This window comes from Streptomyces sp. NPDC059255 (assembly GCF_042752355.1).
Lineage (GTDB): Bacteria > Actinomycetota > Actinomycetes > Streptomycetales > Streptomycetaceae > Streptomyces.
In genome coordinates this window covers 1-15,458 of sequence record NZ_JBHYZP010000074.1, presented here as the reverse complement: position 1 = coordinate 15,458, position 15,458 = coordinate 1, and the positions used below count along the sequence as shown (strand labels likewise).

The 15,458-nt window shown below is 72.5% G+C and carries 11 protein-coding genes, 1 tRNA gene and 1 pseudogene; 3 read left to right on the top strand and 10 right to left on the bottom strand.

The genetic code is table 11. From position 1 onward, the window contains the following. Window positions 1-165: 165 nt before the first annotated feature. The 6 genes from ACFXKG_RS40595 to ACFXKG_RS40570 form a co-directional block, all read right to left on the bottom strand. Window positions 166-657, bottom strand: a complete 492-nt coding sequence (locus ACFXKG_RS40595) for a hypothetical protein (RefSeq protein ID WP_384850461.1) — start codon at window positions 655-657, stop codon at window positions 166-168. A 76-nt stretch (window positions 658-733) separates the two neighbouring features. Then, window positions 734-1,330, bottom strand: a complete 597-nt coding sequence (pth, locus tag ACFXKG_RS40590) for an aminoacyl-tRNA hydrolase (protein WP_365817036.1) — start codon at window positions 1,328-1,330, stop codon at window positions 734-736. A gap of 171 nt (window positions 1,331-1,501) precedes the next feature. Further along, on the bottom strand, window positions 1,502-2,089 hold the full coding sequence (locus ACFXKG_RS40585) for a 50S ribosomal protein L25/general stress protein Ctc (protein ID WP_384850458.1): 588 nt from the start codon (window positions 2,087-2,089) through the stop codon (window positions 1,502-1,504). Window positions 2,090-2,350: 261 nt separating this feature from the next. After that, window positions 2,351-3,328, bottom strand: a complete 978-nt coding sequence (locus ACFXKG_RS40580) for a ribose-phosphate diphosphokinase (RefSeq protein WP_365817040.1) — start codon at window positions 3,326-3,328, stop codon at window positions 2,351-2,353. A 130-nt stretch (window positions 3,329-3,458) separates the two neighbouring features. Then, complete coding sequence (glmU, locus tag ACFXKG_RS40575) at window positions 3,459-4,907, bottom strand: bifunctional UDP-N-acetylglucosamine diphosphorylase/glucosamine-1-phosphate N-acetyltransferase GlmU (RefSeq protein ID WP_384850455.1); 1,449 nt, start codon at window positions 4,905-4,907, stop codon at window positions 3,459-3,461. Window positions 4,908-5,016: 109 nt separating this feature from the next. Continuing rightward, window positions 5,017-5,087: transfer RNA gene (locus ACFXKG_RS40570), tRNA-Gln, on the bottom strand. Between the two features lie 353 nt (window positions 5,088-5,440). Here ACFXKG_RS40570 and ACFXKG_RS40565 point away from each other — a divergent pair. Continuing rightward, complete coding sequence (locus ACFXKG_RS40565) at window positions 5,441-6,781, top strand: sensor histidine kinase (RefSeq protein WP_384850452.1); 1,341 nt, start codon at window positions 5,441-5,443, stop codon at window positions 6,779-6,781. A gap of 49 nt (window positions 6,782-6,830) precedes the next feature. Here ACFXKG_RS40565 and ACFXKG_RS40560 read toward each other — a convergent pair whose 3' ends face one another. From ACFXKG_RS40560 to ACFXKG_RS40545, 4 genes are all read right to left on the bottom strand, one after another. Continuing rightward, window positions 6,831-7,832: an ImpB/MucB/SamB family protein gene (locus tag ACFXKG_RS40560; RefSeq protein ID WP_384850449.1), complete on the bottom strand. Its 1,002-nt coding sequence runs from the start codon at window positions 7,830-7,832 to the stop codon at window positions 6,831-6,833. Beyond that, window positions 7,829-11,383 carry a DNA polymerase III subunit alpha gene (locus ACFXKG_RS40555; protein ID WP_384850446.1) on the bottom strand — a complete coding sequence of 1,185 codons (3,555 nt, stop codon included), beginning with the start codon at window positions 11,381-11,383 and terminating at the stop codon, window positions 7,829-7,831. The genes ACFXKG_RS40560 and ACFXKG_RS40555 overlap by 4 nt, the downstream gene beginning before the upstream one ends. Window positions 11,384-11,730: 347 nt before the next feature. Beyond that, window positions 11,731-12,240 (bottom strand): SUKH-3 domain-containing protein, encoded by a 510-nt coding sequence (locus tag ACFXKG_RS40550; RefSeq protein ID WP_384850443.1) that lies wholly within the window; start codon window positions 12,238-12,240, stop codon window positions 11,731-11,733. Between the two features lie 5 nt (window positions 12,241-12,245). Continuing rightward, the gene (locus ACFXKG_RS40545; protein ID WP_384850440.1) at window positions 12,246-12,902 is read right to left on the bottom strand and encodes a YwqJ-related putative deaminase; all 657 of its coding nucleotides are present in this window, start codon (window positions 12,900-12,902) and stop codon (window positions 12,246-12,248) included. A 404-nt stretch (window positions 12,903-13,306) separates the two neighbouring features. Here ACFXKG_RS40545 and ACFXKG_RS40540 point away from each other — a divergent pair, with 404 nt between their 5' ends. Both ACFXKG_RS40540 and ACFXKG_RS40535 read left to right on the top strand, forming a co-directional pair. Then, window positions 13,307-14,284 carry an SMI1/KNR4 family protein gene (locus ACFXKG_RS40540; protein ID WP_384850437.1) on the top strand — a complete coding sequence of 326 codons (978 nt, stop codon included), beginning with the start codon at window positions 13,307-13,309 and terminating at the stop codon, window positions 14,282-14,284. After that, window positions 14,281-15,458: pseudogene (locus ACFXKG_RS40535) on the top strand (hypothetical protein); the annotation flags it as partial. The gene ACFXKG_RS40540 and the pseudogene ACFXKG_RS40535, both read left to right, overlap by 4 nt.

Here is a 15,458-nt window from a genome sequence, read left to right as displayed (position 1 = left end):
CAGGGTCAACGGGGTCGCGGCGGCACTCCGCAACACCGGCTGACACCGCGGTTCACGGGGGGCCGATGTGCGACTGCCCCCGGGCCGCATCCCAGGGATCCGGCACGGGGGCAGTCCCGTAGCGCCTGAAGCCGGGGCGCCGTACGCGTACGGCGCCCCGACTCCTCACAGTGCGAAGAACGTCGCCACCAGCAGCACCCCGCCCGCCACCGCCGCGCCCCACGCCGTACGCGTCAGCCGCAGCCCGCCCCCGATCACCAGCGACGCCAGCAGCAGCGCACCGCCCAGCGGTACCCATGCGTACAGCAGTCCCGCCGTGCCCGTACGCACCAGCTCGTTCGTCCCGGGCTTCACCACCACCGGGAACCGGTCACCCTTCCGTACGGCGACGGACTCCTCGATCGTCATCCGCCCCGGCTCACCGCCGGGCCCGTCCGCCGCGTACCGCCCCGAACAGACGCCGTCCCCGCATCCGGTCACCGTCAGGGTTCCGTGCTCCCGGCCCTTGGAGAGCACCACGTGCTGCGCGTCGCTCCACGACGTCCACACGCCCGCCACCAGCAGCAGCAGGACGACGGCGCCCATCGCCATCCGATGACCGAACGTGACGATACGGGCGGACGCGACGGACGCTCTGGGCTTCCGCTTCTGGCTCATAGGGCGGGATCCTTGGCCATGGGAACGCGCCCGGTCAAACCCCAGGCGCCGAAAAGCCCGGGAATGCGGATGCTTGTCAGGAGTTGTACGTGCTCTGCGCGCGCTCCAGCCCGTCCATCACCAGAGCCTCCACCGCGTCCGCCGCGCGGTCGACGAAGTACGCCAGCTCCTTGCGCTCCACCGAGGAGAAGTCCTTCAGCACGAAATCCGCCACCTGCATCCGCCCCGGCGGCCGGCCGATCCCGAACCGCACCCGGTGGTAGTCCGGCCCCATCGCCTTCGTCATCGACTTCAGCCCGTTGTGCCCGTTGTCCCCGCCGCCCAGCTTCAGCCGCAGCACCCCGTAGTCGATGTCCAGCTCGTCATGGACCGCCACGATGCGCGCCGTCTCCACCTTGTAGAAATCCCGCAGCGCCGTCACCGGACCGCCCGAGAGATTCATGTACGACGCCGGCTTGGCCAGCACCACCCGCCGGCCCGCCGGACCGGGACCGCCGAGCCGGCCCTCCACCACCTGGGCCTGCGCCTTCTGCGCCCGCCGGTACGAACCGCCGATACGCTCCGCCAGCAGATCGGCCACCATGAACCCGACATTGTGCCGGTTGGCCGCGTAACCGGGCCCGGGGTTCCCCAGGCCCACGATCAGCCAGGGGGCGTTGGCATCCGTGGTCATCCGCGCCGTCTCTCCTCGCGCACTCGTACAACAGGGCTCGTACAACAGGGCTCGTACAGCAGGGGCTCATACAACTGGGCTCGTACAACAGGCCTGTACAACAGGCTGCGGATACAGCGAACGGGGTGGCCGGCCCGGCAGGCCCGCCACCCCGTGAAACCGTCCGGAGGATCAGCCCTCGGAACCCTCGGCCGCCTCGGCCTCGTCGGCCGGCTCCTCGGCCTGCGCGGCCAGGACCTGGATGACCACCGCGTCCTCGTCCGTCACCAGCGTCGTGCCGGAGGGCAGCGTGACATCCTTCGCCAGGAGCGACGCACCGGCGTCCAGACCCTCGATGGAGACCGTCACGGCCTTCGGGATGTGCGTGGCCTCGGCCTCGACGGTCAGCGTGGTGAGGACGTTCTCCAGCAGGTTCGCACCCGGCGCCAGGTCACCCTCGGTGTGCACCGCGACCTCGACCGTGACCTTCTCGCCGCGCTTCACCGCGAGCAGGTCGACGTGCTCGATGTGGCCCTTGATCGCGTTGCGCTGCACGGCCTTCGGGATGACCAGCTCGCTGCGGCCCTCGACATCCAGGCTGATCAGCGCGTTCGCCGTCTTCAGCGCCATCATCAGCTCGTGGCCCGGCAGGGTCACGTGGACGGTGTCCGCGCCGTGGCCGTAGATGACCGCGGGAACCTTGCCGGCGACACGCGTACGGCGGGCCACACCCTTGCCGAACTCGGTACGGATCTCGGCGCTGATCTTCACTTCAGCCATGACTGACGCACTCCTCGTAAGTTAAGCGGGATAAACGCGGGACGTCACCCGGCCACAACGGGCCTGCTACGAAGAGCGCGTCGATAACGGACCAGCCGCACACAGGTGCGGCCTCCCTCGCCGAGCAACTCGATGAGTCTACCCGGCGGAGAGGCCGCCCCAGAAATCGATCTTTCAGCAGGCCACCGGCTTCAGCGGCCCGCGGTCACGCCGCTCGGTCACGCCTGGCTCGGTCACGCCTGCTCGGTCACGCCCGCTCGGTTACGCCTGCTCCTCGAAGAGGCTCGTCACCGAACCGTCCTCGAACACCTCACGCACCGCCCGCGCGATCGTGGGCGCGATCGACAGCACCGTGATCTTGTCCAGATCCAGATTGCCCGGATCCGGCAGCGAATTCGTGAACACGAACTCGCTCACCTTCGAATTCTTCAACCGGTCCGCCGCCGGACCCGACAGCACACCGTGCGTCGCCGTCACGATCACGTCCTCCGCGCCGTGCGCGAACAGGGCGTCCGCCGCCGCACAGATCGTGCCACCGGTGTCGATCATGTCGTCCACCAGCACACACACCCGGCCCGACACATTGCCGACGACCTCGTGCACCGTCACCTGATTCGCGACGTCCTTGTCCCGGCGCTTGTGCACGATCGCCAGCGGCGCACCCAGCCGGTCGCACCAGCGGTCCGCCACCCGCACCCGGCCCGCGTCCGGGGACACCACGGTCAGCTTCGACCGGTCCACCTTCGCCGCCACATAGTCCGCCAGCACCGGCAGCGCGAAGAGGTGGTCCACCGGACCGTCGAAAAAGCCCTGGATCTGGTCCGTGTGCAGATCCACCGTCAGAATCCGGTCCGCACCCGCCGTCTTCATCAGATCCGCGACCAGCCGCGCCGAGATCGGCTCCCGCCCGCGGTGCTTCTTGTCCTGGCGCGCGTAACCGTAGAACGGCACGATCACCGTGATGGACCGCGCCGACGCCCGTTTCAGAGCGTCGATCATGATCAGCTGCTCCATGATCCACTTATTGATCGGAGCGGTGTGGCTCTGGATCAGGAAACAGTCCGCACCGCGGGCCGACTCCTGATAACGAACGTAGATCTCACCGTTGGCGAAATCGAACGCCTTGGTCGGCACGATCCCGACACCGAGTTGTTGCGCGACCTCCTCGGCCAGCTCGGGGTGGGCGCGGCCGGAGAAGAGCATCAGCTTCTTCTCGCCGGTCGTCTTGATCCCGGTCACAGCACTGTCTCCTCAGACGTGTTGATGGCCGCCGAGCCCGCGCGTCCCTGCGAGGAGTCCCTGCAAGCCAGCCGAATCGTGCAGATGTGCAGTTATCACGGTACGCCGTGATCGGTGCGCCTCTTTCCGGTCAGCTTTCCCCCGCGTCATTCCCGGAGGCCGACGCCGCCGCCTGCGCGGCGGCGCTCCCCGGCCGCTTCCGGGCCACCCAACCCTCGATATTCCGCTGCTGGCCACGGGCCACCGCCAGCGAACCCGCCGGTACGTCCTTCGTGATCACCGACCCGGCGGCGGTGTAGGCGCCGTCCCCCACCGTGACAGGCGCCACAAACATGTTGTCCGAACCCGTCTTGCAGTGTGAACCGACCGTCGTGTGATGCTTCGACTCACCGTCGTAGTTCACGAACACGCTCGCCGCGCCGATGTTCGTGTACTCACCGATCGTCGCGTCCCCCACGTACGACAGATGCGGCACCTTCGTGCCCTCACCGATCGTCGCGTTCTTCATCTCCACATACGTACCCGCCTTCGCGCGCACGCCCAGCTTCGTACCCGGCCGCAGATAGGCGTACGGACCCACCGTCGCGCCCACACCCACCTCCGCACCGTCCGCCACCGTGTTGTCCACCCGCGCGCCCGCACCCACGGCCGTGTCCTTCAGCCGCGTGTTCGGGCCCACCTCGGCGCCCTCCGCGAGATGCGTCGACCCCAGGAGCTGCGTCCCCGGATGCACCACCGCGTCCTGCTCGAACGTCACCGTCACATCCACGGACACCGACGCCGGATCCACCACCGTCACCCCGGCCAGCATCGCCCGCACCAGCAGCCGCTCGTTCAGCAGCCGGCGCGCCTCCGCGAGCTGGACCCGGTTGTTGATCCCCAGGATCTCCCGGTGGTCCTCGGCGACCGACGCCCCGACCCGGTGGCCCGCCTCACGCAGGATGCCCAGCACATCCGTCAGGTACTCCTCGCCCTGACTGTTGTCCGTACGCACCTTGCCCAGGGCGTCCGCGAGCAACTGCCCGTCGAACGCGAACACACCCGAGTTGATCTCCCGGATCGCCCGCTGCGCGTCCGTCGCGTCCTTGTGCTCGACGATCGCGGTGACCGCCCCGCTCGCCCCGTCCCGGACGATCCGCCCGTACCCGGTGGCGTCCGGCACCTCGGCGGTCAGCACCGTCACGGCGTTGCCGTCGGCGGCATGGGCCGCGGCGAGCGCGTTCAGCGTCCCGCCGGAGAGCAGCGGGGTGTCGCCGCAGACGACGACCACGGTCCCGTGCGGCGTGCTCCCCAGCTCCTGGAGCGCCATCCGCACGGCGTGCCCGGTACCGAGCTGCACGGCTTGGTAGGCGGTGCGTACGCCCTCGTACGCGGCGGAGAGATGGTCCTCGACCTGCGTGCGGGCGTGGCCGACGACCACGACGAGCTGCTGCGGTTCGAGCTCTTGCGCGGCGGACACGACATGTCCGACGAGCGAGCGTCCGCAGACCTCGTGCAGGACCTTGGGGGTCTTCGACTTCATGCGGGTACCTTCACCCGCTGCGAGGACGACGACGGCTGCCGGGCGGTTGGCGCTCACGGGGATGCCCTTCGGCTTCGGGTGATGGTCAATCGCAGGATACCGGGGGGTAGCGGGGCGTAAACGAGGACGGGTCCCGACCGGTGAGGTCGGGACCCGAACTGTGAGGCTCCCGGGGAAGGAATCGAACCCTCATTCAATGGACCAAAACCATTTGTCCTGCCTTTAGACGACCCGGGATGGATTGCCGTCTATGTCCGATTTCTCTTATCGGCTGTGACTGCAGCCCCTACTATGCCGTACCGCCGCCCCTCGGTGCGACGGTGGAGCTCAGCCCTTTGTGGCACGCGAACGACTCGCATCCGTAGTAACCGTCGCCCGTGTTCTTGCGGTTGGCCCTCGGGGTGTGCCGCTTGGGTCACTCCGGGGTGGTTCGCCCTCCGTGTCGTCCTGCGGAACGTGAGCCTCCGGCTCGAATGTGCGGGCGATTCATCAGTTCGAGTGATCGACTCGTGTTCCTGGCATGTCATGCCGTGATTCGGGGTCTCAAGGTCGCCGGAAATTGGGGTACGGGCCCCTTTAGGCTGGGAGGCATGACCACAACGGGGGCACATCAGGACTCCGCGGGCATGGCTGCCCGCGGCTACTGGTGGTGGGGGCGGCGGCGGAGTGTCGTGCTGGACGTGGGGCTGGCGGTCCTGTCGGCGCTGGAGTGCGCGCTGGAGGGGGTGCGGTTCGCTCAGGCCGCGGTGCTGCCGGTGCCCGTGGGGGTGCTGTTCGGGCTGATCGCCGGGGCGATGCTGCTGGTGCGGCGGCGGTGGCCGTTCGCCGTGGTGCTGGTGGCGATCGCCATCACCCCGGCGGAGATGGGCTATCTGATGGGCCTGGTCGGGCTGTACACGCTCGCCGCGTCCGAGGTGCCGCGCCGGATCACCGGGGCGCTGGCGGGGATGTCGTTCGTCGGGACGCTGATCGTGACGGTCGTACGGACGTCGCGGAACGTGCTGGACACGGGGATCGATTCGGCGCGCTGGTACGTCCCCCTCGTCGCGGTCCTGATGTCGGTCGGGCTGACGGCGCCGCCGGTGCTGCTGGGGCTGTACGTGGGGGCGAGGCGGCGGCTGATGGAGAGCCTGCGGGAGCGGGCGGACAGCCTGGAGCAGGAGTTGTCGTTGCTGGCCGACCGGGCGGAGCAGCGGGCGGAGTGGGCGCGTACGGAGGAGCGGACGCGGATCGCGCGGGAGATGCACGACGTGGTGGCGCACCGGGTGAGCCTGATGGTGGTGCACGCGGCGGCGTTGCAGGCGGTGGCGTTGAAGGATCCGCAGAAGGCGGTGAAGAACGCGGCGCTGGTGGGGGACCTGGGCCGGCAGGCGTTGACGGAGCTGCGGGAGATGCTCGGGGTGCTGCGGGCGGGGGAGCAGGTGGCCGCGCGGCAGGCGGACGGGGTGGCGGGGGTGCCCGTGGCGGTGCCGCTGGCGTCGGTGGGGCTGGCGGCCGCGGCGGCGGCCGCGGCGGCCGCGGAGGACGGTCCGGGAATGGGGGACATCGAGGTGCTGGTCGGTGAGTCCCGGGACACGGGGATGGTGGTGGAGCTGATGGTTCAGGGGGAGTCGCGGCCGTATGCGCGGGAGGTGGAGCAGACCGCGTACCGGGTGGTGCAGGAGGCGCTGACGAATGTGCTGAAGCATGCGGCGGGGGCGAAGGTGATGGTCCGGCTCGCGCACCGGGAGGCGGAGGTGGCGATGCAGGTGGAGAACGGGCCTTCGGACGGTGGGGCGCAGGACGCGGGGTTGCCGAGCGGGGGGAACGGGCTGGTGGGGATGCGGGAGCGGGTGACGGCGCTGGGCGGGGTGTTCGTGTCGGGGGAGACGGACGCGGGGGGTTTCCGGGTGTCGGCGGTGCTGCCGGACCGGCGGGGCGCCGCGGCCTGAGGGGTTTGTGCTGTGTGTGGGGGTGTGCGGGGCTTCTCGGCCGGTGCGCTCAGTGACCTTCGCGTTCGTCCACGCCGGCCAGCGCGGCCGGACGTACCGCCGTGGGGCCGAAGCGGTGGCGGGCCCGGTCCGCGGCGGCTTCGGCGGCCCGGGCGCGGTCCTCGCCGGGGTCGAGGGAGAGCTGGCGGTGGGTGCGGGCGGCCGGTCGCAGGTCGTCGGCGCGGAGGGTGAAGGCGCGGACCCGGGCGCGCTGGAGTCCGAGGGAGTGCAGGAGTTCCAGGGCGGCCGCGGTGAGGGCGGGGGAGTGGTCGGTGGGTTCGGGGAGCGCGCGGCTGCGGGTGGTGGAGGTGCGGTCGGCGTACCGCACCGTGAGGGTGAGCCGGCCGGCGGAGCGGCGTTCGCCGCGCAGGCGCCGGCCGGTGCGGTCGGCGAGTCCCAGGACGGCGCGGTGGTGCTGCGCCGGGTCGAGGCTGTCCCGGTCGAGTACGAGGTCGGCGGTCAGGTGGGCGGCCGGTTCTCCGGGGGTGACGGGGCGGGGGTCGTGGCCGCGGGCGCGTTCGGCCAGCAGCCGGGCCTGGCCGGCGCCGAGGAGCCGCTGCAGGGTGGCCGCGGGGGTGTCGGTGACCTGGCCGATGGTGTGCAGGCCGTACCGGGTGAGGATGGCCGCCGTGGCGCGGCCGATTCCGGGCAGTGCGGTGAGCGGGCGGGGGTACAGCCAGGCGGCGGCCTGCTCGGCGGGGACCCAGGTGGTGCGGCCGGGCGCGGAGGCGTCGGCGGCCATGGCGGCGAGCATGCGGTTGTCGGCGAGTCCGGCGCTGCTGTCGATGCCGTAGAGGGCCTTCAGTCTGATCTGTGCCGTCTGGACCATGTCGTAGGGGGACAGGTCGAAGTACCGGAGCGCCGATGTCAGGTCCAGTTGGACGGCGTGGGGCGGGACGGCCTGGACATGAGGCGTGATGCCGCACATCAGTTCGATTATGTCGTCCTGTTGGGCCTCGGTCGGCGTGGCGTGCAGATGGAGGTGGGCGATGTGCCGCCGGCGCCTGGTCATCCCGCGCTCCCGGGGCTCCGGTGGCCGAACTTCTTCAGGTCGGCGGAGCGGGTGCCGGCGGGCTGGAGGTCGGCGTACGGGTGGAGGCGGGCGCCCGTGGTGCCGTTGACCAGGGTGCGCCGGGGCTGGGCGGGGGTCGGGTGCGGGCGGTCGGCGCCGAGGAGGGCGAGCGCGGCCTCGGGGCCGTTGTCGCGGCGGGCGGCGGCGATCTCGTCCAGGTCCCAGGCCATGGTGCCGACGACGGTGCGGCGGGTGCCGCGTACCTGGACCGTGCCGCGCACCAGCAGCAGCCCGCTGTGGAAGACGGTGTGCGCGCAGGCCGGGTGGGAGTCCTCGAAGAAGGCCAGGTCGACCAGGCCGGAGCCGTCCTCCAGGGTGACGAAGATGATCCGCTTCCCGCTGGCGATCGGCGGGGTCTGGGTGGCGGCCCGCACCCCGGCGACGAGGACCTGCTGCCCCGCGCGCGCTCCGGCGAGGTGGGCGGCGTCGGTCGCGCCGATCTCGCGCAGCAGCCGGTGGTGGTGGTCCATCAGATGCTGGGAGACGTCGATGCCGAGCGTGTTCAGCTCGGCGCTGAGGGCCTCGCGTCCGGTCATCTCCGGCAGGCCGCTGGGTTCCGCCCCGCCGACGGCGCCGGTGTCGAAGGGCAGTTGCCTCCGGCCCGCGGTCCGGTGGCGGGACTGCCGGTGCAGCTCGGCGATCTGGAGCAGCAGGTCACGCCGGGTGAGGCGGCCGTCGTGGAGGGAGTTGAGAGCGCCGATCTCCGCGAGGCGTTCCGCGACCGGTCTGCTGGGCCGGGCCCGCTGCCAGAGGTCCGACAGCGATCCGTACGGGCGGCCCTCCTCGATCCGGGCGGTCTCCTCCTCAGTGATGCCGTGGACCGCGGACAGCGCGAGCCGTACGCCCCACCGTTCCCCGTCGGCGCGCTCCACGGTGTGATGTGCCGTGGAGCGGTTGACGTCGACGGGCAGGACGGGGACGCCGCGCCGGCGGGCGTCGGCGACGATGACGCGCCGTGGCCACATGCCGGGGTCGTGTTCGAGGAGGCCGGCCAGGAGGAAGGCCGGGTGGTGGGCCTTGAGCCAGGCGCTCTGCAGGGCCGGTACGGCGAAGGCGACCGCGTGGGCGCGGCAGAAGCCGTAGGCGCCGAAGGACTCGACGGTCCTCCACACCTCGTCGCGGACGGCGGTGTCGTAGCCGCGGGCGGCCGCCCGGTCGTGGAACCAGGCCTTGATCCTGGGCAGCCGGTCCTTGTCGCCGAGGGCGCGCCGGGCGATCTCGGCCATCGCGCGGTCGCAGCCGGTCAGCACGGTCAGGGTCTCGATGACCTGCTCGTGCCAGATGGTCACGCCGTACGTGTCGGCGAGCACCGGTTCCAGGTCGGGGTGGGCGTAGTCGGGCGTACCGCCGTGGCGTGCGGCGATGTACCGCTCGGGCATGCCGCCGGCGACGGGGCCCGGCCGGAAGAGGCTGATGTCGGCGATGACGTCCTGCGGGTCGCGGGGCTGGAGCCGGGAGAGGAGGTCCTGCTGGCCGGGGGATTCGAGCTGGAAGAGGCCGATGGTCCGGCTCTCCTGGATGAGTTTGAACGCGAAGACGTCGTCGAGGGGGACCTGTTCCGGGTCGTCCAGGTCGATGCGGTCGCCGGTGGCCCGTTCGATCTCGGCGACGGCGTGGGCCATGGCGGACTGCATCCGTACGCCCAGGACGTCCAGTTTGATGTTGCCCAGCGCCTCGATCTCCTCCTTGGCCGCCATCGCCATGGGGTAGTCGCCCTGGGGGGTGGGCTGTACGGGCAGCCGGTCCAGGAGTGTCGCGTCGCTGATGATCACTCCGCAGGGGTGCATGGCCATGCCGTGGACCAGGGAGTCGAGGCCCTCGGCGAGTTCCCACAGCGGCCCGTACCGGCCGGCCTCGGCGGCCAGGGGGCGCAGTTCGGGGAGTTCGGCGAGGGCGCTCGTGATGTCGGAGGCCCGCAGGTGGGGGAAGCTCTTGGCGATCCGGTCGATGTCCGCGGGGGCGATGCCCAGCGCCAGTCCGGTGTCGCGCAGGGCCCGGCGGGCCCGGTAGGTCTCGGGCATGGCGGTGACCGCGACCCGTTCGCGGCCGAACCGGGCGAAGATCGCGTCGTAGCACTCCAGCCGTCGGGCGGATTCCACGTCGATGTCGATGTCGGGGAGGGAGTCGCGGCGCACGCTCAGAAAGCGTTCGAACAGCAGCCGGTGGTCGAGGGGGTTGGCGGTGGCGATGCCCAGGGCGTGGCAGACCATGGAGCCGGCGCTGGAGCCGCGGGCGGCGACCCGGATGCCCAGGTCGCGGATGTCGGCGACGGTCTGGCCGACGGCGAGGAAGTACGAGTCGTACCCCAGCGTCGAGATCACGTTCAGCTCTTCGTCCAGCCGGTCGAGTGCGGCCCGGTCCCGGTCCAGGCCGCGCCGGACCAGGCCGGCCTCGCAGCGTCGGCGCAGCAGGCGCCCGGCGCCGTCCTCCCCGCGGGTGCGCGGGCCGGCTCCGGCTCCACGCGTGCGCGGGCCGGCTTCACGGGTGTACGAGGCGGCTTCACGGGCGTACGGGTCGGCTCCACGGGTGTACGGCCCGGCGCCGAAGACCGCCGGTTCCGGGAAGTGCCGGGAGCCCAGGCCGAGGTCGGCCGCGGGGTCGACGGCGCACGCGTCCGCCGTGGCGGCGGTGTCCGCCAGCAGCCGCTCCGCCCGCCGGGGGCCGGCCCCGGCGCATGCGGCGATGCGCCGGGCGAGGTCCGTCATGGCCGCCTCGTCCTTGAGCCAGCGTTGGCCGCTGTCCAGGCGGCGCCGGTCGACGGGCCGCAGCAGCCGGGCGGCGTCCAGGACGTCGGCGAGCCGGTGCTGGTCGGGGTCGGCGTAGCGGACGGCGTTGGAGAGCACGGCGGTGGTACGGGTGCGGTCGGCCAGCGCCAGGGTGCGGGCGGCCAGCCGGAGTGATCCGGGGGCGGTGCCGTTCCCGGAGTGCAGGACGGTCTCCAGCCGTACCCCGTCCCCGAAGATCTCCTTCCACGGCGCCAGCAGCCGCGCCGCGACATCCTCCCGGCCGGCCGCGAGGGCCCGTACGGGCTCGGAGACCGGCCCGAGCAGGACGGTCAGGCCGGGGCCGCCGTGCGCGCGCAGCGCCTCCCAGCCCACGGCCACCGGCGCCGCGCCGCTCGCGGTCCCGGCGTGGGCGGCCGAGGTGATGCGGCACAGCCGCGCCCAGCCGGCCCGGTCCTGTGCGAGCAGGACGAACCGCAGGGCGGGCTCGACGACATGGGCGCCGCCGCGCGCGGGGGTACGGGGCCGCGGCGCCGGAGGGGGCGGCGCGAGGGCCTCCACCGCCAGATCGATGCCGAAGAGGGGGCGGACCCCGTGGGCGGCGCAGGCCCGCGCGAACCGCACGGTACCGGTGACGGTGTCACGGTCGGTGAGCGCGAGGGCCGGCAGGCCGCGCTCCGCCGCCCGCCGGACGAGGTGCTCGGGGTGGGCGGCGCCGTAGCGGGCGGAGTAGCCGGACGCGACGTGCAGGTGGGTGTAGCCCGCCATGCCGCACCTCCATCACTCCACCCCGTCGTGATCACCCAGCCGACTCCTTGGTCGTACTCTCGTTCGATTACTCTAACCGCATTTTCCCCGGTCAGCGACTTTTTTCGTACGGGTGATCGATAAAGGGGGTGGGGGTGTGCGAGCCTGGCGGGCGTCCCTCCGTCACATCCGCGCCCCGGCAGCGGAGTTGGGGCGACCGTGCGCGGGCCGCTCGCGAACGGAGGTGTGCGAGGGGGTGGGCGAGGGCGCGTGAGGACGTGTGAGGGCGTGTGCCGACCGGGCCGCAGCGCCGCCGGACCCCGTACGAAGGTAACTCTCGGTGATGTTCGGAGGGGTGGGGGTGCGGCTCAGGGGGAGGACAGCCGGGCCGGCTCCAGACCGGTGATCAGTGTCTTCAGCGCCTGGTCGATGTCCGGCCCCAGATACCAGTCCCCGGTGTGGTCGATGCTGTAGACACGGCCCTCGCTGTCGATGGCGAGGACGGCCTGGCCCTCGCCCTCCTCGCCGAGCGGGCTCAGCTCCGTCTCCAGCGACCGGCCGAGATCGGTGAGGGTACGGGCGTGGTGGAGGCCGGCCGTGGGGTCGATCCGGAGGGTGGCCGGGGCGATCTGCCGGCCGGGGCCCGGGGCGGTGATGCGCAGCCCGCCGAATTCGGCCCAGGCCTCGACCGCGGCCGGGAAGACGCTGAGCCGGTGACCGGCCGGGGTGACGTGGGTGCCCAGGACGTCCGCCCACTCCTCGGCCTGCTCCATGTCCCAGCGGCCGGGCCGCCAGCCGGCGTCGCGCAGCGCGGCGTCGACGGGGACGGGGAAGCGGGTGCTGGTGTGCGGACGGGGATGACCGGACTGGTGCGCCATCACTGTCAGCCGTTCTCGGTGGGGTCGACGGGCCGTACGCCGAAGTGGGCGAGCAGCGCCGTACAGGAACGGCAGGGCGGGGCGTAGCTTCCGTGCAGCGGGTCGCCGTCCTCGCGGATACGGCGTGCCGTCAGCTTGGAGTGCTTGAGGGAGCGCCGGGCCTCGCCGTGGGTCAGGGGTTTTCGTCTGGCTCTCTTGGAGCGGGCGTCCTCGGAGGCGGTGAGGTGGCGGGAGAGCAGGATGGCCTCGGGGCAGCGGCCGGTGAACCGTTCGCGCTGGCCGCTGGTGAGGGTGTCGAGGAAGTCCTGTACGAGAGGGTGGAGGGCGGGCGGCTGGTCCGCCTTGCCGGCGGTGCAGGTGAGGGTCTCGCCGCGGACGGAGAGCGCGGCGGCGACGGCCGGCAGGATGCCGTCCCTGCGCTGCCGGACGACGGGCGGGAGCTGCGCCTCGGCGGAGCGCCAGCTCAGGCGCGGGTCGCCGGAGAACCCCGCGGCGCCGAGGATGGGGCCGGTCTCGCCCGGGACGGTACCGGCGGCGCCCGGGGCGGTACCGGCGCCGCCCGGGCCACCCGGGACGGTGTCGGCGGCCTCCGGGGCGGTGCCCGGGGCGGCGGTGCGCCGCGCCGGGTACGCGGCACGCTCCGTGTGCTGTGCGGTGTGCATGGTGCTGGTCCCTCCCCTCACCGGCGGCCGGTAGCCGCTGGTGTCACGCCCCCCATGTTGCCGGGACAGCCTGCCAAATGTGACGCACTGTGGGGAAGCTGGGGGAGTGGATCCGCGTAGATCGGCGTGGATCGGTGTAGATCGTGACGTGGAATCGTCGCTGCGTCACGCGGGGTGTGACCGCCGGTCACCGGGTGCGAGGGGCGGTCGCGGACCGGGCGCGCCGCGGTGGCGGCGTAGCAGACCGTCACCGTACGGAGGCGGGGCGAGGACGGGATCGGGCCGCCCGCGGGGGCCGGAACCGGACAGCGGAGGAGCGTCGGATCCGCCCCTTGCCTCACCGCATAGGCTGTCCTGAACCAGGGCTGTCGAACCAGCCGGAAGCGCAGCAGGGGGCAACCGCCATGACGACAGGTCGGCTCGGGCAGCAAGCCGCGCCACCGAACGCGGCCTACGCCGGACAGGTCGTGCATTTCCCGGACCCGGTCCGGGCCTCCCGGTATCCCGGCGGTGTCCGGGTGGATGCCGGCGGGTACCCGGAATTCGCGCCGTACGCGCGCGCGGCCGCGGAGATAGCCGAGCCTCCGGAGGGGTTCGGCGTGGACGAACTGAGGCTGACGGACTACGTGTCCGCGAACGCCGCGCTGGCCGCCTCGGGCCATGAACTGTGGGACACGATCCCGCCCGTGACGACGCCGCACGGCTGGACCTGGCACCACGTCGCGGGCTCGCGCCGGATGGAGCTGGTGCCGGTCGAGGTGAAGGCGCTGCTGCGGCACCACGGCGGTCTGGCGACCTCGCCGGTGGACCACGGCAAGCGGGGCACGCGTCCGCTCCAGGAGACCCGGCCGGTGCACTTCGGGCTGCCGAAGGCGTCGGTGTCGGTGAGCGAGCAGCAGGTGCAGGGCGTGGAGGAGGACCTCGGCTACCGGCTGCCGGGCGCCTACCGCTCGTTCCTGAAGGCGGCGGGCGGCTGCGCGCCGGTGGGCGCCGCGCTCGACGCGGAGCTGGGACTCCTGGTGGACCAGCCGCTCTTCACGGTGCGGGACGAGGCCGCGGTCAACGACCTGGTGTACGTCAACAAGTGTCTGCGGGACCATCTCACCAAGGACTACCTGGGGGTCGGCTTCGTACAGGGCGGGCTGCTCGCGGTGAAGGTACGGGGCGAGCGGACCGGTTCGGTCTGGTTCTCCGCGTACGACGACGCCCGGGACCGGGACGGCTGGGGCATCCAGGAGCGGGTGGAGCGGCTGCTCCTGCCGTGCGGCGACGACTTCGACGCGTTCCTGCTGCGGCTGGCGGGCAGCCCGCCGGAGCTGGAGACCGTGGCGAACCTGATGGTGGACGGCGGCTTCGCGCGCGCCGTCCCGGTGGAGGGATGAGCGCGGTGGTGACCTTCGCGCAGGCGCAGGAGCGCGCGGAAGACTGGGTGAACGGCGATCTGCCCGGCTACCAGCACCGTGAGGTGCGGGTGCGGGAGTTCGACCTCGGCTTCGTGGTGTGGGCGGAGGACCGGGAGAACGGTCCGACGTCGGACGGCGGCCGGCAGCGGCTGGTGATCGCGCGGGACAGCGGTGAGGCGACGCTGTGGCCGGGGCTGCCGGTGGGCGAGGTGATACGCCGGTACGAGGAGGAGTACGGGACGCGGGGCGAGCCGCCGGCCGCCGCGGCGCCCGAGGCACCGGCGCGGATCGATCTGAACCAGACGTCCTTCCTGCTGACGCCGCCGGAGTGGTTGCAGGACGCGGCGGACAAGATGGGCATCCCGGACCGCCGGACCCCGGAGGGCGCGTCGTCGGCGCCCGCTTCTCCAACTCCTTCGGCCTCTCCGGCTTCTCCGGCCTCTCCGGCCTCTTCAGGGGGGCCGGTCGTCGCGGGCTCCGGTGGTCCGGGGAGCGGCTCCCTAGGCGGTGGCAACAACTCCCTGGGCGGCGGCGGTGGCTCCCAGGCCGGGGGGTACGGCACCGGCCCGGCCGGGGCGCCCGGCGCCTCGCGGGGCGGGTCCGCCGGGGCCGCCGCGTACGAGCCCACGGCCAACGACGGTGTGCCCGCCTCGGCGCCGGGTACGGCGCCCGGGGCGACTCCCTGGGCCGGGATCGACACGAGCGAGTCGTCCTTCGCGTCGGACGAGGGCTCGGTACCGCTGCCCGCGACGGTCTTCGCGCCGCCGCTCGCCGGTGCCGACGACGATGACACCCCGCCGCCGAGCGTGGCCGCCGAGGCGCCGACCGCGCTGATGTCCGGTGGCAGCCAGTTGCCCCGTACGTCGGTGGCGCCCGCGCTGAGCGCCCCGGGGCCGGGTGCTCCGGGCACTTCGGGTGCTCCCGCCGCTCCGGGCGCTCCGGGGATGCCGGGGACTCCTGGCGCCCCTGGGACTTCGGGTGCTCCGGGGACTCCGGGGGCGGGCATTCCGGCTGCGCCGGGCGCCCCGGGTGCTCCGGGCGCGAGTTCCGGCAGCGGTGACATCGCCGACGCCGCGACGAGCAAGGCCGCCGTGCCGCCGCGTGGCGCGCGCGGAGGCGGCGGCGGCGCGGTGCAGCCCCCGCCGCCGCCCGC